Here is a 23404-nt window from a genome sequence, read left to right as displayed (position 1 = left end):
AGTAATCCAAGTTAACACAAAGGAAAGGAGATCATTCCCAATATGACGCGACTTCTCTTATCTTATCCGCTAGGTGTGAACACCCCAGTATACAATGGTAATCCTCCCGTCGTGATACAACAGCAATCCAGTATCGCTCAAGGTGATGCCTACAACCAGTTTATTGTGTCAAGCCTTAATCATAATGGAACACATATTGATGCGCCATGGCACTTTAACCCTCAAGGCAAAAAGATCAGTGAGATTCCGATAGATGATTTTATTTTTACACACCCCGTAGTGCTTGATATTCCCAAAAGTGATGATGAGTTGATCACTAAAGCTGATCTGCAGCCTTATGAGCATCAGATCGCTGGAGCTGACCTGTTGCTTATTCGCACGGGATTTGGCAAAATTCGATCATCTGATCCTGACAGATACGCCAATCATAACCCGGGTTTATCCGCCTCGGCAGCACAGTACCTGATGATTTTTGATTCCTTGCGTGCTGTGGGTATCGATATGATATCCGCTGGAGCAGCAAATCATCCAGACGAAGCCGTTGCTTTTCACCAGATTATTCTAGGCAAAGGTCGGGTCGATGGCAAGTATATTCTCGTCATTGAAGATCTGAATCTGAATCAGGATCTTTCCCACGTCTCCAAGGTTTACGCGATCCCTCTGTATATCGAAGGCGTCGACAGCAGCTTTGCTACTGTTTTTACGGAAGATTAACGCTGGCTAGCGGAATGATTATGGTTTTGTGAAAAAAAGATAAGAAAAAGCGCTGACAAGAGGGCTACTCTTATCAACGCTTGTTCTTAGTGAATGTCTTTCTTCTTGAAATTGCCGCCCTTCACTTCGGCTACATCGTAGACAACAACAAAGGCTGTAGGGTCAATCTCGTTAATAATTTCTTTGATTTTACTCTCTTCCATCCGGTTGATGACACAAGTGATTTCCTTGAACTGCTCGTTGGAGTACCCACCATATGCCTCGGTGTACGTTGCTCCGCGTCCGAGTCGATCACGAATCGTTTCCACCATGACTTCCGGTTGTGTCGTAATAATCTTAAATGTCTTCGAACCGCTCAAACCTTCTTCGACAATATGTATCACTTTAGAAGCAATAAAGTATGCCAGTCCAGACAAAATCGCGCCTTGCAGACCAAATACGGTCGAGACAACGATAAATACAAACATGTTCAGGAATAGAATCAGGTCACTCGTTCCGAACGGAAGCTTACGAGATAACAATACGGCAAGCATATCAATCCCATCAAGCGCTCCGCCGTTACGTAGTGCAAGACCCATACCAAAACCGATAATGATACCACCCACAACCGTTACCAGCAACGTGTCCCCTTTAATAATCGTGGGCACATGATGCATCAGACTGGCACTAATCGCCAGTGACGCAATACCAATGACGGAGTAAAGTGCAAAGCTTTTACCAATTTGCTTGTAACCCAGCCAGACAAACGGAATGTTCAGCAATCCAATTAGTAATCCGAGTGGCAATCCGAACAAATTCGAGCCGACGATACTGAGACCGGTTACGCCACCATCAGATACCTGGTTTGGAATCAATATGGCCTCCAGACCATAGGCCGTGATGAATCCCCCGATAATGATGAGTAGCGCTTTGGAAAGGATTTTGAGCTGGTTTGACTTGTGTGGTTTGTGTTGATGCATTCCATTTCCCCCTTGATAAACGATAAACACGATAAATTTTAACAAACATAAAAAATAGTCTATAACAAAAATCACACATTTGGCAATAGAAGGACAATCTAAAAGGAGTTATAGTCTTCCGATTGCATTCTTACTCTGTTACATTATTTCCCGATAAAGGATCGATATGCTGTAATTTTAAGTTCAAGCATTTCGTTCGCTGCATGGAGGGTATTCATCTGCTGTTCAACGGCTTTTTTATGGTTCTCCAGCAGCTTCAAACGTTCTGTAGCGGTATGCTCTCCTTCCTGAAATAAAGAAGCATACTGCTTAATCTTCGCGATTGGCATTTGTGTTTCTTTTAGCTTGATGACAAACTGGAGCCATTGGAGATGAGACTCATTGTATCGCCTGTCTCCACTGGAATCCCGTAAAGGTATTATGATCTGTTCCTTCTCATAATAACGTAGTGTGTATGCGCTGATGCCGAGCATCTCGGCCACTTCTCCGATGGTATGCACTGTTGTTTCACCTCCTCCACCTGAGTGCTTGACTTAGAGTAAACTCTAATCAGTATAATCAATTCGTGGTCATCCCACAATAATAATGCTTAGCACTGATCCCAGGAGGAATTCACATGAAATATACCGTTATTACAGGTGCCAGCTCAGGTATCGGCTATGAAGCCGCTTTGGCTTTTGCAGCCAGAGGCAAACATCTCATTTTAGCAGCCCGCAGAACCGAAGCTTTGGATATGTTGAAAAATAAAATTGCCGAACTCAACTCGAAACTCGATGTTGTTGTTCGTACAGTGGATCTGTCCATTGCCGCAGATGTACATGCTTTCTATGAAAGCTTGAAAGGTTTCTCCATCGAAACATGGATCAACAACGCAGGCTTTGGCAACTTTGCTTCGGTCGGTGAGCAAAATTTGCCTAAAATTGAGCAAATGCTTCATCTGAATATTGAAGCACTGACGATTCTCTCCACTCTGTATGTTCGGGATTATGCCAATACTCCGGGCACGCAGATCATCAACATCTCTTCAGGAGGCGGCTACACCATCGTTCCGGATGCGGTGACCTATTGCGCCACGAAGTTTTATGTCAGTGCCTTTACCGAAGGGCTAGCACAAGAACTCCAAAGCAAAGGCGCTCCAATGCAAGCCAAAGTGCTGGCACCTGCGGCCACAGAAACTGAGTTTGCTGAACGTGCCTTTGATCTGGATCAATTCCAGTATGAAGGCCGTGTGCCTAAGTTCCATACAGCCGAGCAAATGGCCGGATTTTTACTCGATCTCTATGACAGCAAACATGTTGTAGGTAGTGTGAATGGTCTCACGTATGAATTCGAGCTGAAAGACCCCATCTTCCCCTACGCTACAAGAGCTGCAAGCAAACCTGTTGATTCAAACGATTAATAGAAAGTAGCAAAAAAGGCTGTCCTCTGGTCACACGAAGCCTGTGACCTTGGACAGCCTTTTTACTTGTACTGCACTATTATTGCTCTCTATTGTAATATCTCTATATTACTTGGATATATAATAAAGTATTATGCCAAACGCATTTTGAAATCTTGATATCCGAATTCACGTACCACTTCGCAATCGCCATCTTTGCGTTTAACCGCAATGGCAGGTAGCGGCATACCATTGAACGTATTGGTTTTAACCATGGAATAGATCGCCATGTCTTCAAATACGAGACGGTCGCCTTCTTTCAAAGGCTCATCGAATGAATAGTCGCCAATCACGTCACCAGACAGACATGTTTGACCACCTAGACGATACAGGTGAGCTTTCTCGCCCGCTTCACCCGATCCAATCAATGGCGGACGATAAGGCATCTCCAGAACATCTGGCATATGACAAGTTGCTGAAGTATCCAAAATGGCAATATCCATGCCATTCTTGTGGAAATCCAGAACGGAAGTCACCAGATAACCTGCATTAAGGGCAACCGCTTCTCCCGGCTCTAGATACACTTCCAAACCATAATCATTTTGCATCCGTTTAATGCAAGCTTCGAGTCTTGGAATGTCGTAATCTTCACGGGTAATATGGTGTCCTCCGCCGAAATTAATCCATTCCATCTGCGGCAACCATTGTCCGAACTTCTCAACAAATGCATTCAGCGTTGTTTCCAAGTCGTCCGAGTTTTGCTGGCACAGCGTGTGGAAGTGCAGTCCAGATACCCCTTCAAGCAACTCTGCACGGAAATCCTCCTGCTTCGCGCCGAAGCGTGAACCTGGAGCACAAGGATCATAGATCTCGTGTCCTTCCTGAGTGGAGCATTCCGGGTTTACACGCAAACCAACCTTACAGCCCGCTTGCAGTGCTTTATCCTTGAATTTTGCTAGTTGTGAAAAGGAATTAAAAATGATGTGATCACAGATCGAAACAATCTCATCCATCTCTTCCTCACGAAAAGCCGGAGCAAAGACATGATTCTCTTTGCCCATCTCTTCGTGACCGAGACGCGCTTCATACAAACCGCTCGCAGTCGCACCGCTCAGGTATTCTCCAATAAGCGGATACATCGCCGTCATGGAGAACGCCTTCTGCGCAAGTACGATCTTCGCCCCTGTACGTTGCATTACACCGTTCAGGATTTTCAAGTTTTTCTCAATCAGACCTTCGTCAACAACAAAACAGGGTGTAGGTAATTGCTCGAACCGCATGTTAGCGAACAAGCTCCGATTCTTTGGCTTTGGACTCTTCTGGCAGCTCATCCACGAGAACCGGATTGAAGTCTTCTACCCAAGGAAGTCCCCATTTGTTCAGTTCTTCCATGAATGGATCCGGGTTAAACTCTTCCACGTTGTAAACGCCTGGTTTGTTCCATTTTCCTGTCATCACCATAGCTGCACCGATCATTGCCGGAACACCAGTTGTGTAAGAGATCGCTTGGGAACCAACTTCTTTATAGCACTCTTGGTGGTCACAGATGTTGTACACATAATATGTTTTGTCTTGACCGTCTTTTTTACCTTTGAAGATACAACCGATGTTCGTTTTACCTACTGTACGAGGTCCGAGGGACGCCGGATCAGGCAGAACAGCTTTCAGGAATTGCAAAGGAATGATTTGTTTTCCTTCGAACTCGATCGGCTCGATGGAAGTCATGCCTACGTTTTCCAGAGCTTTCAGGTGAGTCAGATAGCTTTGACCAAATGTCATGAAGAAACGGATACGTTTCAAGCCAGGGATGTTTTTCGCCAGAGACTCCAGCTCTTCATGGTACAACAGGTACATATCTTTTTCGCCAACTTCTTTGAAGTCGTACACACGTTTGATTTCCATCGGTTTAGTTTCGATCCATTCACCATTCTCCCAGTATCTGCCGTTCGCAGAAACTTCACGAATGTTGATCTCAGGATTGAAGTTCGTAGCAAATGGGTAACCATGGTCGCCGCCATTGCAGTCGAGGATATCGATATATTCGATTTCGTCAAAATAGTGTTTCAATGCGTATGCGGAGAATACGCCAGTTACGCCCGGGTCAAAACCGCTACCCAGCAGTGCAGTGATGCCTGCTTTTTCGAAGCGCTCTTTGTAATCCCATTGCCAGCTATATTCGAATTTTGCCGTATCTTCCGGCTCATAGTTTGCTGTATCCATGTAGTTAGTTTTCGTAGCCAGGCAAGCGTCCATGATCGTCAGATCCTGGTATGGCAGTGCCAAGTTCATTACGATATCCGGTTGGAACTCGTTGATCAATGCAATCAGCTCTTCTACGTTGTCCGCGTCCACCTGAGCTGTTGTAATTTTTGTTTTACCGCCATCCAATTTTGCTTTCAGTTCATCACATTTGGATTTCGTACGACTAGCGATACAGATTTCTTCAAAAACCTCGCTGTTTTGAACGCATTTGTGTACTGCTACAGAAGCCACGCCGCCGGCGCCGATGATTAGTGCTTTTCCCATTTTCTCATTCTCCTATCCCCATAATTAGGATTTTTTTGTTTTTGTTTTTTTCGTAAAATTCCAAGACGTTCGCAGTTGTATTGTTTCATTATGCAACGTCCACCCGCTCCTGATACAATAAAAAAAGCAAGGTGAAAAATGTCGCACTTTTGCGCACACCATCACACTTGCTTGTCGATATACATCATAAAAAAGACGTGAAGACTCCTTGACCAAAAAAGTCCATAAGAACCCCTTCAGCGGAAAGCTTCTTCATGTATATCAATATTGGATCAGAGTCTATATAGCAAATAATTCGCCTTTACCACTCTTATTGACCGTTTCACAAGTTGATGTGCAGATGCACTGGTTGTAAAGTAACCAACTTATAAAATTTGAGCTTTGAACTCAATCAATAAGGCAACAGAAGTTGCCAATCGGCATTTGACCCGGCTGTCCGTATGGCCTTAACTCCTCGGTAGAAGTGGTCAAAAATTATCTGCTGGAAAGCTCTAATTCATATTGATAAATCAACTTTCCAAAATCACAGGTATTACACTATCAGACGTTTCCCGAAAAATCAAGGGATATTTTAAAATTTTTTTTTTATTTTTATTAGATCAGGAATGAACTGTTCTTCAAAACCTTTAAAGTCAACTTCAGCGTTCTTCCCTTGAGATCAAACTTTTCTGCATAAATATGCCCCCTCTTTTATTCAAACCCACTCCTCACGTAATTATAGATTAAGTAATGACTGTTATATTTTAACTTCAACCTCTATCCTTCGGCATTGATTTAATCGATATATTCTCCTAATGAAGCCATACTTTTTCGAAAAAACGTTTCTCCATTTGTCTATATAGTTCTCTGATGGTGGTTTACGAATAACTCAAACAATTTACAAGGATGTAATCCAAAAAGTAACAAAGCTTGAACTGTGTCTATAAAGTACAAATTTTAAATTGAAATAAGGTGCATATTAATAAACTATTATTGGATATTCATTCACATCAACATTTTGCTCAATGAGTAAATTTGCACATTGAGCAAAATGTTGTTATGCTTATTTTCACAAATGAGATACTATGGATATTTTCCTTTAATCCATCTTAAGGAGGTGAACGCATAGGCGGTATAACATCATGAAACGAACGTTGCGACATTTGAAAAAAGAAGCCACAGAAAAAGCCCTTGCCGGAGTTGCTTTTAACCTGACGCTGGAGCATGGACTCGATGGATTTACGGTAGAAGATATCGTGCAACAGGTCGGATGCTCGCGCAGGACATTTGCCAACTACTTTACATGCAAGGAAGAAGCCGTTGCGCTTGGAGCTCTATCTGTGCCAAATACGGCTGAGCTTGAACATCTGATCACTCAAATTCCAGACCATGCCTCACTGCTGGAGATTATGTATGAATTGGTTAAAATGCAACTCACGTCCGAATTAATTGGCAGACTGCATCAACTTGTCATCTTGTCCCGAACCTATCCGGTGCTTGAACCTCACTATTTGGCTGCGATGCATCGGCTACAGACTCAGGCTCAGGAGACCCTGCTCGACTTGTCGAATGGACAATACGACGAGATCTACACGTACTTGCTGATCAGCGCCATTTATGGCACCGTGTTACCCTTGATTGAAGGAAGACTTAATGTACTGTTGCCTGGTAAGCAAATCCCTGCTGACTCAGTTTCAGATGCAGTCCCGTTTGAACAGTTTATGGAAACGGTGTTTGATCATTTGCGAAAAGGATTTTAAGCCCCTTCTTTTATCGTTTTTTAATCATAATCCACCATCAGAATTGTCATACTTATAATAGAAGGAGTGTAAAAAAGAGAAATGTCTACCTTATTATATAAAATAGGAAAAACTGCTTTTCGCAAGCCCGGATATTTCATCATTGGCTGGGTGATCATTCTGGGGATCGTCATCTCCATGATCAGCATTAATGGCGTGCACATCAGTTCAGAAATGAAAATTGAAGGAACAGAATCACAGAAAGTTTTGGATCAGCTTGCAAAAGAACTGCCTGCCGCCTCCGGCGGTCAAGGAAGCGTTGTGTTCAAAGCGCCGGACAATGAGCGCCTGGATACACCTGAACGTACAGCTGCCATTATGAAAGGTGTCAGCGAAGTATACGGGCTGGATAAAGTGATTAATCCAGCCGACTATGCAGCAGCTTCGCAAGGAAATAGCTCAGGGACATCTGCGGACGCAGCTCAAGCGATGAATAATGCTCCATCGGCGACGGCCTCTCCGCCTCCATATGGACCATTAATGGTGAACAACGTTCCTGTACCAGGGGTATTGATCTCTTCGGATGGAAGCACGGCGCTATTTCAATTCCAATTCACGATTGAACAGTCCGCAATTACGCAAGATGTGTTTGATTCTGTCATTCAATCCGTCATGAAGGTTGAACAAGGAACACAGATTAAAGTATTGCCTGGTGAAACGCTTAAATCGGTGTCCATTGGGGTTGGTTCTGCTGAAATCGTAGGGCTGGTTATCGCGGTCATCGTACTGCTCATTACCCTTGGTTCCGTTGTTGCAGCAGGCCTGCCACTGATCACGGCCCTTCTTGGTGTCGCTATTGGGGTCGGGGGAGCATTCTCGATCTCCAAATTTGTTGATATGCCAAGTGTGACATCCGTTCTGGCTCTAATGGTAGGTTTGGCTGTCGGCATCGACTATGCACTTTTCATCGTCAACCGTCAGCGCCGGATGATTATTGACGGGCGCCTGAGTGCACAAGAAGCTACAGCGCGGGCAATTGGTACATCAGGCAGTGCTGTATTTTTTGCCGGATTAACCGTCATTATTGCCCTCTGCGGTATGCTTGTCATCGGACTCACTTTCTTGTCCACGATGGCACTCGTTGCAGCTGCCACGGTACTGATCAACGTATTCGTTGCATTAACCCTGCTACCAGCCTTGCTTGGTCTGGTTGGTGAACGAATCTGCTCGAAGAAAGCCCGTGCGAAAGCTACCAGCTCATCAGAGGCGTCAAGTCATGGCGTGGCCAACAGATGGGTCAAATTTGTCATTAAACATCGCTGGGCAACTGTTATTGCGATTATTCTTGTTCTTGGTTTTGCCGCAACTCCGATTACAAAAATGGAAATGGGCATCCCGGGAGCTTCCTCAGCGAATCTGGATACGGATGCAAGACAGAGCTATGATGCCATTTCGAAAGGTTTCGGAGAAGGATATAACGGGCCGCTAATCCTGGTGGCTGAACCACGTAATGCCTCTGCCAAAATGACACCCGAGCTTCTGGGTGGACTCGCTATGGAGTTGCAGGGTCAGAATAACGTGGCTCAAGTCTCACCTTTAGGGATGACGGAGGATTTGGCTATTTTCAGTCTCATTCCCAAAACAGGTCCTAACGATCAATTGACCAAGACGTTGGTTAACGATCTGCGGTCAACAGACTCTAATATGGCTAAGACCTATGACGTCAAACTTGGCGTAACCGGACTTACCGCCGTAAATATTGATATGTCCGCCAAGCTGGCTCAGGTTTTCCCGATCTATGTAGGTATCATCATTCTACTTTCATTGATTATATTGCTGCTTGTGTTCCGTTCGATCATCGTTCCGATCAAAGCAACGATTGGTTTCCTGCTTAGCATTCTAGCCACATTCGGTATGACAACCGCAGTGTTCCAATGGGGCTGGTTGCACTCCCTCTTTGGTTTCGATACAGGCGGCCCGTTGCTTAGCTTCATGCCTATCATCGTAACCGGGATTCTCTACGGTCTTGCCATGGATTATCAGGTATTCTTGGTTAGCTCGATGCGCGAATCCTATGTCCATGGTCACCGTGGAACGGAATCCGTTGTACATGGTTATAATCAGGTTAGTCGTGTCGTTGTTGCCGCAGCGGTTATCATGGTTTCCGTATTCGCTGGTTTTATCTTTACGGATGATGTCATGATTAAACAGATTGGCTTCACACTCGCGATAGGTATTTTAGTTGATGCTTTTATCATTCGCATGGCTCTGGTTCCTGCCATTATGGCGATGTTTGGCGATAAAGCTTGGTCTCTTCCGAAATGGCTGGATCGCATCCTGCCTAATCTCGATGTGGAAGGCGAAAAGCTGATCGCTACCCTCAATGCCCAAAACGAAGCTAAGTCACAGTCGGGTTCCAAGTCATAACGGACCTTCAACAATGAATCTTCAATAAAGTACCTTCAATAACAAATCCTAAAGTAAAAGACCTCCTCAGTTCATGAGGAGGTCTTCACATTCACTCTACTATCTAACACAAAACTATCTAACCCCAACAACCCGCACTCCAATATACATGCTATAGCATATATTAAATGTACTTCAACTCTCTATCTTAAATTCACCTAATCCTCTCGAACATTCATATACAGCTTCTCTAATATTGTTTTTAATTGTTCGAGTTCCTCGGGTTCTATCCCTCGTGTAACATAGTTATGAGCGTCTTGGACCGTTAACAACAACTTTTGTTTCACTTCTTCTCCTTTGGGAGACAAATATAAATGGTGTGAACGTTTATCTTGATCATTAACGATACGTCGAACCATTCCTTTACGCTCTAGTGAATGGATCATTCGAACGACAGTCGTTTGATCCCGATCGATAGCTTCTGCCAACTCTTTTTGAGTCGTAGCTTTATCGAGATCCATATAAGAAATAATACTCCATTGTTCAGGCGTGACCTCGTAAGGTTTCAATTGTTTGATAAAATAATTCGTCAGCTTAAGATCTGTCCGGTGAATTAAAAAACCAGTCACTCTGTATAAGTCCATTGTTGTACCTCATTCATCATTTTCTTACACCCAATTATAGGTGATCTGAACGAATGTTACAAACGACACTCATCAAGGAATGAGACGGATTCAATCATTGTTATTCAGCGCTTAGAAGAAATAATACGTTGACACAATCAAGCTAAGAACGAACAGAACAATGGCAGGAATGGCTTTTTGTATGGGATCTTTAGCTAAAACAATCAAAGTAAAGGCTCCAGCAAGCATTGTCCCCCCCAGTAGCAAACCTGCCCAAAATGCAACACCAGGTACCCATATGCCAGCAAGCATACCCATAGCTCCAACGATCTCAAACGATCCGGTCAAAACATTAAAAAATGAGGGCAATCCAAAACGTTTGAATTCATCGGCCATCTTCCCCGAAATAATTTTGCTTCCTGTAACCAGAAAAAAGAGGCCTAACAGAACCTGTAAAACCGCAATAAAAATGAACATAGCTATCCTTCTTTCATTCGTTATTACATATAGATCGCAAATCAATTACATGCTATACCATGTATCTGATCCGTGACTCTGCTTATGAAATAGTACCATCAATCCCATTCGCATTCTATATGCTATAGCATGTATTTTGTTTTAAATTTAATCTAATGTCAACCCTGGATTATAACTTTATTAAAATGTAACCATTCATACGCTATCTCGAATAAAAAATAAGAATCACTTTCAAGTGTATGCTCTAACCTGTACTCGAAAGTGATTTTGGTGTTCAACCTTTCATATCAACCGAACTAGAATCAAGCCGTAATGTCCTGCACAGGACTCTTAAATCGTGCTGAAGTGCATGCTCTGACGAAAGCTGCAAATAACTGCTGACTGTACCCATCAACGGCATAACTATACTCCGGATGCCACTGAACTGCGAGTACAAACGAATCGCCCGGCATGACGACAGATTCAACTAATCCATCCTCCGCAATGGCAACAGCCACTAATTGATCGGACAACGTTTTGATGCCCTGATGGTGATAGCTGTTAACCTGAATCTGATCCGTCTGCAAGATATCATGAAGCAGATTATCTTTTTCAATATGTACGGAATGTACGAGATTCGTATACGGGGGTTTTTGTTGATGAATAATCTTAGGTTTTGCATCCATATCTGTCGGGATATCCTGATATAACGTTCCGCCTAAAATCACGTTAAACAGCTGTAATCCGCGGCAGATGCCAAAAGCTGGTTTACCTAGTGCAATCACTTTTTTAAACAGAATAACCTCCATCCGATCCCGCTCCATACACAACTCGCCACAGACGCTCTGCATCCGCTCATCATAAAGTTCCGGATTAACATCATGTCCGCCGGTAAACAGGAATCCGTCAAAGGTGTTTGCCAAAGTTGTGATCATGTCCACGTCTGCCGTTAATGGCAGCATGACCGGTATACCCCCTGAATCTTCAATGGCCTTCATATAGTGAGGAAGCATCCAGTAACTTTTTTTGTCCGTATCATATAAAGGCAGTACCCCAATCATCGGTTTGTTCATGTCAAGCTACCTCCTGTTTTATATTGGATTCAACGCTTCATTGGTTGTTTATGTCATGTATGCTGTTTTAGATTTATATTCATATGTTTGATTTATTTTATCAGAGTTTTGGTTGAACAACATGCACAAAACCTTGCATTTCCCTACCTGTTACATCCGTTGTTAGCATTAGGAAAATTAGAGAACAACGTCAAAAAAGCCGCTATCGCAGCGACTCTCTTATGACGTTATTAAATGCGAAACTCGTGGAATCAACTGTTGCATCTGGACAGCTGCATGTCAGCCGTTTTAAATAAATTCGCAGTTGAGGCAGACATTTATACTATGGGAAAGGACACTCATACATTTTTTACATCATACAATTCTTCAGGCAATGCCTGCAAAAAAGGCGACCAGTCCTTCGACGTATATAGATGCAACCGATGCATAGCTCGAGTACAAGCCGTGTAAAGAAGTTTGCGGTCATATTCTTCCCCATATCGAACTGCGGAGGCATCGTACACAAGCACTGCATCGAATTCCACACCTTTGGCAAGGTACACGGGAATGACCATCACGCCTTTTTCAAACTGCTCCGTGTCTTTCGTAATAATCCTCAGTCCTTCTAAACCGACCTCTCGCAAACGTTCATATGCAAGGTAACCCTCGGCTGCCGTTTTGGTTATGATGGCAATCGAACGAAAACCCTCGGAGTGAAGCGACTCAACGTCAGATCGGATGTACTCATCACGCTGATTCTCGCCTGCCTCTGCCCGGATTAAAGCCGGTTTCTGTTCCCTTCGGTCAAAAGCCACAATCTCATCACCGCCAGGTAACATCGCCCTAGTAAATTCAACAATTTCACGAGTCGAGCGATAGCTCTGTACTAGCCTAATAAGCGTCGTTTCTTTGTCTCCATATAACGAAATTAATGGCGAATCGGTAGCGGCAAGCTCTGTCGCCTGCATATAGATCGCTTGACCAAAATCACCGAGGATCGTCATACGGGCACGAGGAAACAGCTTTTTGAGATATTCATATTGAAACGCCGAATAATCCTGACCCTCATCGACGAACACATAACGGATATCCGTGTTGATTCGAACGCCTTCGATCATTTCTTTTACATATAAATACGGAGTTGCATCTTCATGGAACAGCTTGTTCTGACGCAACATATCTTTGGTTTGGGTACGGATTTCATCCCAGTGAGGTGGAACTGTCGCTCCATTCGTACGTTCTTGATAGGCTGCGAAATCTACAAATAGCTGTTCATAGGCTGATTGTACATTGACGAACTTGAACTTTCGGACACGCTGCCTTAGAGGGTTGAACGTTTGTTTCACTATTTTTCGCCGCAGCAACTCTTCTTCTCGCTCCAGAAAATCAAATGAGCCTTCATCCAGGTCAGGGTGTTTGCCAGCATTCTCCCGTGCTGCATACTGCTCCGCCACTTCGAACACAGCCTTTTCCTTATGCAGCTTGCCGTATGCATCGGCATAGTCGTCCGTGTCGAGGTAATTTAACTCTTCCTCCACCCAGTCCGCTTGTCGTTCCTGTTGCTCTAGAACAGACAGCTGTTTCAGTAACCATTCCTGCAATAACAATATGCGGCTTGGCAACGGAAGATGGACGTCATAAGTTGAAAATTGTGCCTTCATCTGAGCTGAAGTAATGAACTCCCGTTCACGGAACCGGACACCGATAAAGTTTAACCCTTCCCGACCCAGCCATTCCCCATAGTTCTTCAAAGCTTTCATAAATTCCGCAGATGCTTTATAACGAATGCCTTCCATACGAGCAGTGTAATCTGGTTCCGCACCAGCAGTAAGCACATACTCCATTTGGTCGAGCGGATCTTCTGGAGTCAAACTAGATCCCAGCCAATAATTCAAATACTCCTGAAACGTCGTCTGTTGAATGTTCTCTTCACCTAGCTCAGGCAATACACTCGAGATGTAACTTGCAAACATCGGATTTGGCGAAAAAAGAACCATCTGACCGGCCTTGATCGTCTGGCGATGTTTATATAATAGATAGGCCACTCGCTGGAGCGCAGCGGATGTCTTGCCGCTACCTGCGGCGCCCTGAACAATCAGCATTCGGCTACGATCATCACGGATAATGGCATTCTGTTCCTTTTGAATCGTTGCTACAATGCTTTTCATATGAGAATTCGCACCTTTGGAGAGCACTTCCTGGAGCATGGCATCCCCAATGGTTTCACTCGCGTCAAACATGCCCACCAACTGACCATCCTGAATTTGAAACTGACGTTTCAGTTCAACGGTCCCCTCGATTATCCCCATAGGTGTCTCATAATCTGCCGTACCAGAGCCATAGTCATAATAGAGACTCGCAATCGGCGTACGCCAATCATAGATTAGAAATTCCAGGCCTTCCTTGTCTGTAAAAGAAGACACACCGATGTAAATTGACTCCGTAGAACCAAGACCTTTTTCCTTAAAATCAATACGTCCAAAGTAAGGTAGAGGCATTAAGCGGTTTACATTTTTCCATTGCTGCAGTAATAACTTATGCCCACGTTCTCGCTCAGCCAGCACCCTCGCTTGCTGATTAATGGTATAAAAGGCTTCTTCAAAATCCGTGTATGAACCCGTATTAATCGTGACTTCTTCCCAGAAACGTTTGCGAATTTCCGTAGCCTGATCCGCCAGACCTTCAACTTGGGGTTCCAGTTCATCAAGTCTTGCCTGCAGTTCATTTCGCACGTAAGCCAATCTTTCTTGTTCCAATTGCCATTCATTCGTTTCTGTCATATCGTTAACCACACTCCTAGGCCCATTTTTTGGAGAAAAAAGCGTGTTGACAATTCGAGGAATTCGATGTATTATTATTTTAGGAGAAATAATGATACATCAATTGCATATCCCAAAAAATTCAACTGCGCTCATGATTATATCACAGCGTATTTTTACGTTCAATCTTTTTATTACGGTCATTAGACCTTTGCATATTTTTGTATTAAAAGTTTCAATATTTTAAACGATAGCTCCACTCTCGTTAAAGCCCTTTGGTCAATATTCCAAGGGGCTTTATTTCATTTAATGCGCTACGTTTCTATACGTAAAGGACTGACTCCTACTCCAGGTGTTTACGTTCTTCAAAATTGTTATCGTAAAACAAATAGCCCCTCCTTTCCTTATGCGGAAATAGGGGCTACTTGCTGATGCATCAGTTTTATTTATTCAAAGGCGAAGGCGTTAACTGAACTCCCTTCCCCTCTGCTCTATTAAATAGTGCTTGTATCAATAACAAAGCGATATTTTACATCTGAAGCGAGCACACGTTTATAAGCTTCATCAATCTGATCTGCCGAAATGACTTCAATGCTAGGTGTAATATCATGCTCGGCACAGAAATCAAGCATTTCTTGTGTCTCACGTATGCCGCCAATCATGGAACCGGCGAATGAACGACGATGTCCGATCAGCGAGAATGCGTTGACGGGGAGTGGCTCAGGCGGAGCCCCTACATTAACGAGTGTGCCGTCCAACTTGAGCAGCGAGAAATAAGCATTGATATCAATGCTGGCACTTACTGTGTTAATGATCAGGTCTAACGAGCCTGCCAGCTTTTCGAATGTTTCCGGTTCGCTTGTTGCGTAGTAGTGGTCTGCTCCAAACTGCAATCCGTCTTGCTTTTTACTCAGGGATTGAGAAAGAACAGTAACCTCAGCTCCCATCGCATGTGCGATTTTAACCGCCATATGACCAAGGCCACCCATCCCTACGACTGCGACTTTCTTACCCGGGCCAGCGCCCCAGTGATGTAGTGGAGAATAGGTTGTAATCCCGGCACATAGCAACGGTGCAGCGGCATCCAGCTCAATATTGTCAGGAATGCGCACTACAAAATTCTCGGTTACCACGATATGTGTGGAATAACCGCCTTGGGTCGGCTCACCGTATTTGTCTACTCCTGCATACGTTGGAATGTTACCTTTCAGGCAGTACTGCTCTTCTCCTTTACGGCAATTCTCACATTCGCCGCAAGAGTCGACCATACATCCAACGCCTACTCGGTCGCCTACTTTATATTTTGTTACACCACTACCTACTTCGGTCACAATCCCGGCAATTTCGTGGCCCGGTACGAGCGGATAATTGACAGGCCCCCACTCCCCATGGGCTGTATGAATATCCGAGTGGCAGATGCCGGCAAACTTGATCTCAATTAATACATCCGTGGTATCCAGATCACGGCGGTTAATTTCTGCGGAACGGAAGGCTTGATCGGGTCCATCCACGGCTCTGGCTTTAGCTGTAATCAATATGATAACCTCCTCATGATTTTGGAATCCTCTTTATCTTACGCCCTATAGTTAACTCTAGGTCAAATGTTTTGCTCTACTTTTTTTAAAAAATTGCTCGTTTTGACATCTCTCCTGACCGCATGATAGAATTCACTCGCATCAGCGAATGCCATGCAGCTTACCGACTTTAATCTTGATCTGATCTAGAATTGAAAGGAACAAATTCGATATGACATATTCCATTAGTGAAGTCGCTAAAAAATTGGATCTGACTGTGTATACATTGCGCTATTATGACAAAGAGGGACTCATGCCCTTTGTGGAACGTAATTCGACCGGAACGAGACAATTCAAGGACTCCGATATTGATTTTCTGAAAATAATCCAATGTCTGAAAGCTACCGGAATGCCGATCAAGGATATCCGGGAATTCATAGCCTGGTGCTCGGAAGGTGATGCAACCTTGCATCAGAGGTATGACATGTTTACCGAGCGCAAAGCAAGCGTCGAGGCTCAAATGGAAGAACTCCGGAGAACAATGGCCGTTATTGAGCATAAGCGCAGTTATTATCAGCAGGCCATTGAAGCCGGTACGGAGAACATTCATAAAACTGCACTGGCTCCTAAGCCTGAACATGCAGCAAGCACCTAGAGCCACAGTAAGGACTCATCGTCTGACATTTGAATGATCTCGATCCATGCAAAGAGGCTCACACCTAGACGGTGAGAGCCTCTTTTTTTTGCTTTGTTCAATTTGCTCTTAAATACAGTCTGCCTGCCCGAAACTACTTGGATGCCGAAAGCAAACTATCCGTAATAAATTTAAGCTGTCCTTCCAACGATACCGGATCGTTATAAGTATCAGACGATGGATCTAGCTGGAATACATGATTGGCTTTGACAGCCGGGAGGTTCTTCCATAGCTTATTTTCGTAAATCTTTTTGGAATCACTCGTGTCTCCGGACCACGGGCTGGTGAAAATAATATCCCCTGCATAATCCGGCAGTACTTCAACCGAGATGGAAGCCCAGCCTGTGCCGCTGTCAATCGCTTCTGCCTGAGCCTTGGCCGGAGCCTTAAGTCCCAACTCGCCGTAAATAATCTCTCCTCCACGGCCATAGTTATGCCCAAAGACATACACCCCTTTGTCATACGGATTCAGAATAGATACGGTACGCTTGCCTACAGCTGCTTCTACCTTCGGTTTCAACTCGTTTATCTGAGCTTCCCACTTGCTTATCCAAGCCTTAGCTGCATCTTCTTTGTCGGTAAGTTTGCCCATCTCCAGCATCAAGTCTTTGTAATTACGTTTACCGTACTCGATCTGAACTACAGGTGCAATTTGAGACAGCTTGTCGATGCCTTCTGAACCTGTATACACAATAATAAGATCCGGTTTCAGAGCCAGCAGTTGCTCCGGCGTTGGGGGCTGATCACCTAAATCTGTTGTTCCTTGTGCAACAAGCTGCTCTTTGATGTATTTGTTGTTCATCGCGCCTGTAGTTGCCCCCACCACTGGAGCATCCAGTGCTACAAAGTATCCCGTAGAAAAGGCAGTCAGATCCACAATCCGTTTAGGATTTTTCGGCACTTTCACTTCACCAGCGTCAGACGCAAATGAAACCATCTCTTCTTCTGCACCTGCTCCCGTGTCTGTCGTATCATCTGAATTGTTACTGGTTTTGCTTCCCGCATCGGATGATACAGTGGTCTTTTCCGCCCCATCTTTAGCTGTATTTGAAGCAGACTGACCACATGCACTCAAGATCAGCATGAACACAAGCGCCATCATGATCCATATTGAACTTCGTTTTGTGCTACGCAAAAATAACCCCACCTTTAATGTATTGGATTCTATACCTCAAATGATATTGATAATCGTTATCAACGATATCACGACTCTAGCTTTTTGACAATACATGTTTAATATATTCCATTCTAAACTTCGTCTATTAAGTGAATAATGAGAAGGTATGTCCCATTTTCTCTGACAATTTCATTCCAAACTTGCCATCTAGTAAGTGAACAGGCTATCATCATTAGAGTGGATAGAGAGATTTAACAAAGAGAATGATTTTTAGAGTATGGTTTAAAACATGATTTTAGAGTATGGAAGAACATGATTTTAGAGATTGTAGAGAAATGTTTCAAGGAGGACAAGATGGATCAGATTATACTGTGGTTAAAGTACTTTTTTTTGGGCATTGTTCAAGGGGCAACGGAGCCGATTCCAGTTTCTTCCAGCGGCCATTTAATTATTGCCCAGCGACTAATGGGGCTGAAGCAAAATGGCCTTTCATTTGAAATTTTGACGAACACCGCTTCATTAATTGCCATTGTTTTTATTTTTCGGGAAGACATCATGAAGCTGATTACCGGTGGATGGGGTTACTTAACAACTCGTAAACCGGAATATCGGGCAGACTTTATGTTTTGCTTATATATCGTCATTGGTACGATTCCAGCAGCCGTTGCTGCTGTGCTGTTCAAAGATAAAATTGAGAGCATCTTCTCATCCGTTTATACGGTTGCAGTGGCCCTGTTAATTACAGGTGTAGCACTCTGGCTTATTCGTAATCTGCGAGGCCGCAAACAGGACGGTGATTTGAAGATGAAGGATGCTGTGCTGGTTGGACTCGCTCAGGCCGTTGCGCTTATTCCGGGTATCAGCCGTTCGGGTGCTACCGTTATTTCGTCCATTGCGGTCGGTATGAAACAGGAAACGGCGTTAAAGTTCTCCTTTATGCTCTACATCCCGATCAGTATCGGCGGTGTGATTATGGGTGCTTCAGATATAGCGCATGATCCTAACCGTGCACAGCTGGCTATTCCTTACCTGATCGCGTTTATCACGACGCTGATTGTTACTTATTTCTCGATGAGATGGTTTATGGGCATTATGGCCCGAGGCAATCTGAAGTATTTTTCATATTACTGCTTTGCGGCAGGAACATTGTTACTTATCTTTTTATAAAAAGATTCTCTATACACAGCAAAGGGACAACCATGACGGTTGTCCCTTTGTGCTTGTAATTCGTTTTATCCGCTGGTTTCCTTTCATTCGCTCGGTAATAGCTTTTACTCTTACTAGTCCCTACACTCCACTTTGATGCTGAGCTTACGGTTTGGCATATTGCAAAATTGCAATTGCGGCTTGTACACGCAGTTCTTCATCTTTGCTCATCAGTGCCTCTTGAAGTACTTGCAGCGCGCTCTCAATCGTGGATTGCTCGACTCGTGGAGGTGTGTGATCCTGTGTTAGCGTTTTGAATAATTCTGGTGCTACGGGCTGAGTTTCTTGGTTTAATGCTGTCCCAACATTCCCCGCTGCATCGCTATTCTCCCTAAGTGCTTGATCCAGCCTTGCCTGCTTTACAGGTAACCTGAATTGGGCAACTACGTTTGGTTCGTGGAGCAAATTTTGCATATGTTCATTGATCTCCTCCAGCGGTAGCCGTCCAAGCCAGGTTACGCCCCTGCGGTGGCAAATTAAGTCGTCGCTTCTGCCAATGGAGTCGTCATAATAATAATCGCCGAGGTCTCCGACATACATCCAATCCTCATCCTTAATCACAACATAATCCCCATCACTCATCCCGTTTGCAAACAGCTGGATCGTCTCCATAACCTCCCCTGATTCATCCGCAACAATCCCATAGCGTTGCTCCAACAGTCTACGTAATTCTTCCGTTGATGCCTGCTCCAGATCGCCAAGCGCTGACCAAGGGATGCCAATATAGTTATCCTCCAGAAAACTTTTCACATTACTGACTCCACCTACAATCGACTGCACATAAAACAGATTCACGATTGCCGCCTTCCCTTCCTTCTTGCCATAAACTTAGTTAACCATTGGAACACTCCTATGTCTACTTTCAGACCAGATGATCTTCTTTTAAGGCGCCCACTGCTTTAATTCACCATCCCTATCAAACCTCCCTATTAACTCCCTTGTCCCCACTTCTCAATCTTGTTAGTCTTCTCGTGTTATAGTCCATAGCTATAGCTGGATATAATTTAATGGAATTACTTAATAGCCATGTTTCTGTGATAACTTGTTGTTAACACATTGCAGAGGGGTTATGGCAAATGACAAAAAGCAGCGTATTGGGGTATCCACGAATCGGAGCCGATCGGGAATGGAAAAAAGCACTTGAGGCCTTCTGGTCAGGAAAAATACAAGAAAACGAACTACACTCAAGATTACAAGAAATTCGTTTAGATCACTTGCGTAAGCAGCAAGGCAAAGGAATCGATCTGATCCCAGTGAACGACTTCAGTTATTATGATCATATATTGGATACAGCCGTTATGTTTGGTATTGTGCCAAAACGCTTCGCTTATACTGGAGGCGCTGTGCCACTCTCCACCTATTACGGCATCGCCCGTGGGACGAAAGATGCCGCAGCCAGTGAAATGACCAAATGGTTCAATACGAACTATCATTATATTGTACCTGAACTGAATGATGCTTCACCGATTTTAACCGAGAATAAACCGCTGATCGCATACCTTGAAGCCAAAGAGCAGCTCGGCATTGAAGGTAAACCGGTCATCGTTGGACCGCTGACCTTCCTGAAGCTCTCCAAAGGTTATGATGCCTCCGAAACGGACGCTTGGCTGGATCAGTTGCTTCCACTCTACACTCAGGTCTTGCAAGAACTTGCAGATGCTGGCGTACAGTGGGTACAGATCGATGAGCCGGTGCTCGTAACCAAATTGAATGATGCGGATCTACAACGCTTGAACAAAATTTATTCAGCATTTACATCCGCTGTTCCGGGTTTGAATATCTTGCTCCAGACTTACTTTGAATCCGTCGAAAACTATAATGAAATCATTCAATTGCCGGTGCAAGGCATCGGACTTGATTTTGTACATGGACTGGAAGGTAACTTGCAATCCATTCGAACGAACGGTTTTCCGGCAGACAAAGTGCTTGGAGCAGGCATCATTGATGGACGCGGCATCTGGAAAGCATCCCTTCAGGACAAGCTGACATTACTCCAAACGCTTACTTCTCTCGTTACACCTGAAAGGTTAATTGTGCAGTCCTCCTGCAGCTTGCTGCATGTACCTGTGACAACAGCGCGTGAAGCGAAACTTGCTGCTGAACTCAAAGATGCGCTTGCATTTGCGGATGAAAAGCTGGATGAGATCGTTATTTTGACCCAAGCACTCAGCACTACCGATGCAGACATCACCGCTAAAATTAAAGAAGCCGAGCTAAAACTACTGGCATTGCAAAGCTCCGGAGATCGTAACCGCAAAGCCGTTCAGGATGCCGTTGCTTCCATCCGTATACAAGAGCCTAACCGCTCACGTGCATTTGCCGAACGTCATGTAGCCCAGCAGCAGAAATGGCAATTGCCATTGTTCCCCACAACAACGATTGGCAGTTTCCCGCAATCCACGGAGGTTCGAAAAGCTCGCCAACAATGGCGTAAAAACGAACTAAGCAACGAACAATACGCTTCCTTTATCCGTGATCAGATCGACAGCTGGATTAATATTCAAGAAGAGATCGGCATTGATGTACTCGTTCATGGTGAGTTTGAACGCACGGACATGGTTGAATTTTTCGGTGAAAAGCTGGCTGGCTTTGCCTTTACGCAATATGGCTGGGTACAGTCCTACGGATCACGTTGCGTGAAACCACCTGTTATTTTTGGAGATGTTGAATTTGTAGGTGAAATGACGGTTGAGGAAACGAAGTATGCACAGTCCAAGACAGACCGCCCTGTTAAAGGCATGTTGACAGGCCCGATCACCATCATGAACTGGTCCTTTGTACGGGATGATATTGAACGGGAAACCATCGCTTATCAATTGGCATACGCACTCAGACAAGAGGTTGAAGCGCTCGAAAAAGCAGGCATCGGCATGATTCAAGTGGATGAACCTGCCGTCCGTGAGGGCCTGCCGCTCAAGGAGAATAAACAAGCCAATTACCTGGATTGGGCAGTTAAAGCGTTCCGCATTACGACTTGCACCGTACAGGAAACCACCCAAATTCATACTCACATGTGCTATTGCGAATTCCACGATATGATCGATTCGATCGAAGCAATGGATGCCGATGTGATCTCCATTGAAACATCGCGTAGCCATGGGGAGTTGATTCATAGCTTTGAAGAGAATACGTATGAGCTCGGTATTGGACTTGGCGTATACGACATCCATAGCCCGCGTGTACCAAGCGTCGAAGAAATGAGTAACATGATTGACCGCGCTTTGCGTGTGCTTGATCCGAAGCTGTTCTGGATCAATCCGGACTGCGGTCTGAAAACCCGCGGACAGGAAGAAACCGTGGCTTCACTAAGAAACATGGTAGATGCTACCCGGATTGCACGGGCGAAGTATAAGGCTACTCCTGTTCTAAACTAGATACACTGAACTGAACAACTGATGATTTATACGGACGTTTCAATAACAGATTAACTAGTCTGTATAGTCGCTGTTTTGCTCTAATAAAAACACTTATAAGCCGGAATCCTGTATCATGCAGGATTCCGGCTTTTTAAAGTGATCACGTTTAAAATCAGTATTACATCCACGTATTAGGTCATTCGTCACGTTGACTAATACATGATTCGTCATTATAATTCGAACATCGAGAGCCCGGCAGGCATGATTTCCATGAGTGCATGGGTGAGCGATCTGTATAAAAATTCTAACTCTAAAGTGAAAGATGTGAAGAGATGATGGGTAAGGAGAAATTATACTACGGTAAAGATATCGAGGTCATGTTTAATTCGGATGTATGCATTCATTCCGGTATCTGCGTAAAGGGCCTCCCTGCTGTTTTTGATTTGAGCAAACGTCCTTGGGTTGATCCCGACGGTGACACTTCGGAGGCTATTGCCCGGCATATTGACACATGTCCAAGCGGAGCATTGACGTATAAGCTTCTGAATGATGAATTCACAACAAAGAAAGAGGATGAACATGCATAATGTAGAACATGAAGTTGCCAATAAAAGATTTCTGATTCAAGATCACGGCGACATTGCTGCGGTGATGACCTATGTAATCTCAAGTCCAGAATTGTACATTATTGATCACACATTGGTCGAAAATGCATACCGAGGACAAGGGCTTGGCGATGAGCTTATCAAAGCTATAGTGGAATACGCGCGGGAAAACGGTATTAAGATTCTACCTTTATGTCCTTTTGCCAAGGGACGTTTCGAGCGTATCTCTGAATATGCAGACGTTCTCCATCAATGATACTAGGGCGTGTCTTGAAACCTGCTGAATTGCATCTCTTACCCTCCTTTCGCCCCCTGCTACGT

General features: G+C 44.3%; 20 protein-coding genes. 9 read left to right on the top strand and 11 right to left on the bottom strand.

The features are described from left to right. Window positions 1–42 precede the first annotated feature (42 nt). The gene (locus tag AC1VYS_RS14010; RefSeq protein ID WP_482914769.1) at window positions 43–714 is read left to right on the top strand and encodes a cyclase family protein; all 672 of its coding nucleotides are present in this window, start codon (window positions 43–45) and stop codon (window positions 712–714) included. 86 nt (window positions 715–800) lie between these two features. Here the strand turns inward: AC1VYS_RS14010 and AC1VYS_RS14005 are convergent, their stop codons facing one another. Together AC1VYS_RS14005 and AC1VYS_RS14000 are read right to left on the bottom strand one after the other, a co-directional pair. After that, on the bottom strand, window positions 801–1673 hold the full coding sequence (locus tag AC1VYS_RS14005; RefSeq protein ID WP_090915864.1) for a YitT family protein: 873 nt from the start codon (window positions 1671–1673) through the stop codon (window positions 801–803). A 143-nt stretch (window positions 1674–1816) separates the two neighbouring features. Next, window positions 1817–2173 carry a MerR family transcriptional regulator gene (locus AC1VYS_RS14000; RefSeq protein WP_482914768.1) on the bottom strand — a complete coding sequence of 119 codons (357 nt, stop codon included), beginning with the start codon at window positions 2171–2173 and terminating at the stop codon, window positions 1817–1819. Window positions 2174–2289: 116 nt separating this feature from the next. Here AC1VYS_RS14000 and AC1VYS_RS13995 point away from each other — a divergent pair, with 116 nt between their 5' ends. Then, window positions 2290–3072 (top strand): SDR family NAD(P)-dependent oxidoreductase, encoded by a 783-nt coding sequence (locus tag AC1VYS_RS13995; protein ID WP_482914767.1) that lies wholly within the window; start codon window positions 2290–2292, stop codon window positions 3070–3072. A 131-nt stretch (window positions 3073–3203) separates the two neighbouring features. Here AC1VYS_RS13995 and nspC read toward each other — a convergent pair whose 3' ends face one another. Both nspC and AC1VYS_RS13985 read right to left on the bottom strand, forming a co-directional pair. Continuing rightward, on the bottom strand, window positions 3204–4331 hold the full coding sequence (gene nspC / locus AC1VYS_RS13990; RefSeq protein WP_482914994.1) for a carboxynorspermidine decarboxylase: 1128 nt from the start codon (window positions 4329–4331) through the stop codon (window positions 3204–3206). A 1-nt stretch (window position 4332) separates the two neighbouring features. After that, the gene (locus AC1VYS_RS13985) at window positions 4333–5577 is read right to left on the bottom strand and encodes a saccharopine dehydrogenase family protein (RefSeq protein ID WP_342555967.1); all 1245 of its coding nucleotides are present in this window, start codon (window positions 5575–5577) and stop codon (window positions 4333–4335) included. Between the two features lie 1121 nt (window positions 5578–6698). Between AC1VYS_RS13985 and AC1VYS_RS13980 the strand changes: the two genes are divergently transcribed. Both AC1VYS_RS13980 and AC1VYS_RS13975 read left to right on the top strand, forming a co-directional pair. Then, window positions 6699–7316: a TetR/AcrR family transcriptional regulator gene (locus AC1VYS_RS13980; RefSeq protein WP_482914766.1), complete on the top strand. Its 618-nt coding sequence runs from the start codon at window positions 6699–6701 to the stop codon at window positions 7314–7316. Window positions 7317–7397: 81 nt separating this feature from the next. Then, complete coding sequence (locus AC1VYS_RS13975; protein WP_482914765.1) at window positions 7398–9722, top strand: MMPL family transporter; 2325 nt, start codon at window positions 7398–7400, stop codon at window positions 9720–9722. A gap of 197 nt (window positions 9723–9919) precedes the next feature. On the opposite strand, the gene AC1VYS_RS13970 is transcribed toward AC1VYS_RS13975, so the two are convergent. The 5 genes from AC1VYS_RS13970 to AC1VYS_RS13950 all read right to left on the bottom strand — a co-directional run bounded on the left by AC1VYS_RS13970 (window position 9920) and on the right by AC1VYS_RS13950 (window position 16126). Further along, window positions 9920–10345 (bottom strand): MarR family winged helix-turn-helix transcriptional regulator, encoded by a 426-nt coding sequence (locus tag AC1VYS_RS13970; RefSeq protein WP_482914764.1) that lies wholly within the window; start codon window positions 10343–10345, stop codon window positions 9920–9922. A 111-nt stretch (window positions 10346–10456) separates the two neighbouring features. Next, window positions 10457–10807: a DoxX family protein gene (locus tag AC1VYS_RS13965; RefSeq protein WP_482914993.1), complete on the bottom strand. Its 351-nt coding sequence runs from the start codon at window positions 10805–10807 to the stop codon at window positions 10457–10459. 296 nt (window positions 10808–11103) lie between these two features. Then, window positions 11104–11853 carry a gamma-glutamyl-gamma-aminobutyrate hydrolase family protein gene (locus AC1VYS_RS13960; RefSeq protein WP_482914763.1) on the bottom strand — a complete coding sequence of 250 codons (750 nt, stop codon included), beginning with the start codon at window positions 11851–11853 and terminating at the stop codon, window positions 11104–11106. Window positions 11854–12191: 338 nt separating this feature from the next. Further along, window positions 12192–14612, bottom strand: a complete 2421-nt coding sequence (gene helD / locus AC1VYS_RS13955) for an RNA polymerase recycling motor HelD (RefSeq protein ID WP_482914762.1) — start codon at window positions 14610–14612, stop codon at window positions 12192–12194. 473 nt (window positions 14613–15085) lie between these two features. Continuing rightward, window positions 15086–16126, bottom strand: a complete 1041-nt coding sequence (locus tag AC1VYS_RS13950; RefSeq protein WP_482914761.1) for an NAD(P)-dependent alcohol dehydrogenase — start codon at window positions 16124–16126, stop codon at window positions 15086–15088. 211 nt (window positions 16127–16337) lie between these two features. On the opposite strand from AC1VYS_RS13950, the gene AC1VYS_RS13945 reads away from it, so the two are divergent. Then, window positions 16338–16760 (top strand): MerR family transcriptional regulator, encoded by a 423-nt coding sequence (locus tag AC1VYS_RS13945; protein WP_482914760.1) that lies wholly within the window; start codon window positions 16338–16340, stop codon window positions 16758–16760. A gap of 133 nt (window positions 16761–16893) precedes the next feature. Here AC1VYS_RS13945 and AC1VYS_RS13940 read toward each other — a convergent pair whose 3' ends face one another. Further along, window positions 16894–17934: an iron-hydroxamate ABC transporter substrate-binding protein gene (locus AC1VYS_RS13940; protein ID WP_482914759.1), complete on the bottom strand. Its 1041-nt coding sequence runs from the start codon at window positions 17932–17934 to the stop codon at window positions 16894–16896. Window positions 17935–18270: 336 nt separating this feature from the next. Between AC1VYS_RS13940 and AC1VYS_RS13935 the strand changes: the two genes are divergently transcribed. Next, the gene (locus AC1VYS_RS13935) at window positions 18271–19083 is read left to right on the top strand and encodes an undecaprenyl-diphosphate phosphatase (protein WP_482914758.1); all 813 of its coding nucleotides are present in this window, start codon (window positions 18271–18273) and stop codon (window positions 19081–19083) included. A gap of 144 nt (window positions 19084–19227) precedes the next feature. Here AC1VYS_RS13935 and AC1VYS_RS13930 read toward each other — a convergent pair whose 3' ends face one another. Then, window positions 19228–19917 carry a hypothetical protein gene (locus AC1VYS_RS13930; protein ID WP_482914757.1) on the bottom strand — a complete coding sequence of 230 codons (690 nt, stop codon included), beginning with the start codon at window positions 19915–19917 and terminating at the stop codon, window positions 19228–19230. Between the two features lie 281 nt (window positions 19918–20198). On the opposite strand from AC1VYS_RS13930, the gene metE reads away from it, so the two are divergent. The 3 genes from metE to AC1VYS_RS13915 all read left to right on the top strand — a co-directional run bounded on the left by metE (window position 20199) and on the right by AC1VYS_RS13915 (window position 23339). After that, a complete protein-coding gene (gene metE, locus AC1VYS_RS13925) occupies window positions 20199–22496 on the top strand; it encodes a 5-methyltetrahydropteroyltriglutamate--homocysteine S-methyltransferase (RefSeq protein WP_482914756.1) in 2298 nt (765 codons plus the stop codon). A gap of 317 nt (window positions 22497–22813) precedes the next feature. Further along, window positions 22814–23065, top strand: a complete 252-nt coding sequence (locus AC1VYS_RS13920; protein ID WP_482934530.1) for a (4Fe-4S)-binding protein — start codon at window positions 22814–22816, stop codon at window positions 23063–23065. After that, on the top strand, window positions 23058–23339 hold the full coding sequence (locus tag AC1VYS_RS13915) for a GNAT family N-acetyltransferase (protein WP_482914754.1): 282 nt from the start codon (window positions 23058–23060) through the stop codon (window positions 23337–23339). The genes AC1VYS_RS13920 and AC1VYS_RS13915 overlap by 8 nt, the downstream gene beginning before the upstream one ends. Window positions 23340–23404 lie beyond the last annotated feature (65 nt).

Source organism: Paenibacillus sp. G34, assembly GCF_056856875.1.
This window is presented reverse-complemented; position numbering and strand designations above follow the sequence as displayed.

What these genes read in the sequence shown, in the direction of transcription:
- metE (WP_482914756.1), top strand. Translation starts at nt 20,199, where the DNA reads ATGACAAAAAGCAGCGTATTGGGGTATCCACGAATCGGAGCCGATCGG.
- AC1VYS_RS13915 (WP_482914754.1), top strand. Translation starts at nt 23,058, where the DNA reads ATGCATAATGTAGAACATGAAGTTGCCAATAAAAGATTTCTGATTCAA.
- AC1VYS_RS14005 (WP_090915864.1), bottom strand. Translation starts at nt 1,673, where the DNA reads ATGCATCAACACAAACCACACAAGTCAAACCAGCTCAAAATCCTTTCC.
- AC1VYS_RS13935 (WP_482914758.1), top strand. Translation starts at nt 18,271, where the DNA reads ATGGATCAGATTATACTGTGGTTAAAGTACTTTTTTTTGGGCATTGTT.
- helD (WP_482914762.1), bottom strand. Translation starts at nt 14,612, where the DNA reads ATGACAGAAACGAATGAATGGCAATTGGAACAAGAAAGATTGGCTTAC.
- AC1VYS_RS13960 (WP_482914763.1), bottom strand. Translation starts at nt 11,853, where the DNA reads ATGAACAAACCGATGATTGGGGTACTGCCTTTATATGATACGGACAAA.
- AC1VYS_RS13985 (WP_342555967.1), bottom strand. Translation starts at nt 5,577, where the DNA reads ATGGGAAAAGCACTAATCATCGGCGCCGGCGGCGTGGCTTCTGTAGCA.
- AC1VYS_RS13945 (WP_482914760.1), top strand. Translation starts at nt 16,338, where the DNA reads ATGACATATTCCATTAGTGAAGTCGCTAAAAAATTGGATCTGACTGTG.
- AC1VYS_RS13920 (WP_482934530.1), top strand. Translation starts at nt 22,814, where the DNA reads ATGGGTAAGGAGAAATTATACTACGGTAAAGATATCGAGGTCATGTTT.
- AC1VYS_RS13980 (WP_482914766.1), top strand. Translation starts at nt 6,699, where the DNA reads ATGAAACGAACGTTGCGACATTTGAAAAAAGAAGCCACAGAAAAAGCC.
- AC1VYS_RS13970 (WP_482914764.1), bottom strand. Translation starts at nt 10,345, where the DNA reads ATGGACTTATACAGAGTGACTGGTTTTTTAATTCACCGGACAGATCTT.
- AC1VYS_RS14010 (WP_482914769.1), top strand. Translation starts at nt 43, where the DNA reads ATGACGCGACTTCTCTTATCTTATCCGCTAGGTGTGAACACCCCAGTA.
- AC1VYS_RS13995 (WP_482914767.1), top strand. Translation starts at nt 2,290, where the DNA reads ATGAAATATACCGTTATTACAGGTGCCAGCTCAGGTATCGGCTATGAA.
- nspC (WP_482914994.1), bottom strand. Translation starts at nt 4,331, where the DNA reads ATGCGGTTCGAGCAATTACCTACACCCTGTTTTGTTGTTGACGAAGGT.
- AC1VYS_RS13975 (WP_482914765.1), top strand. Translation starts at nt 7,398, where the DNA reads ATGTCTACCTTATTATATAAAATAGGAAAAACTGCTTTTCGCAAGCCC.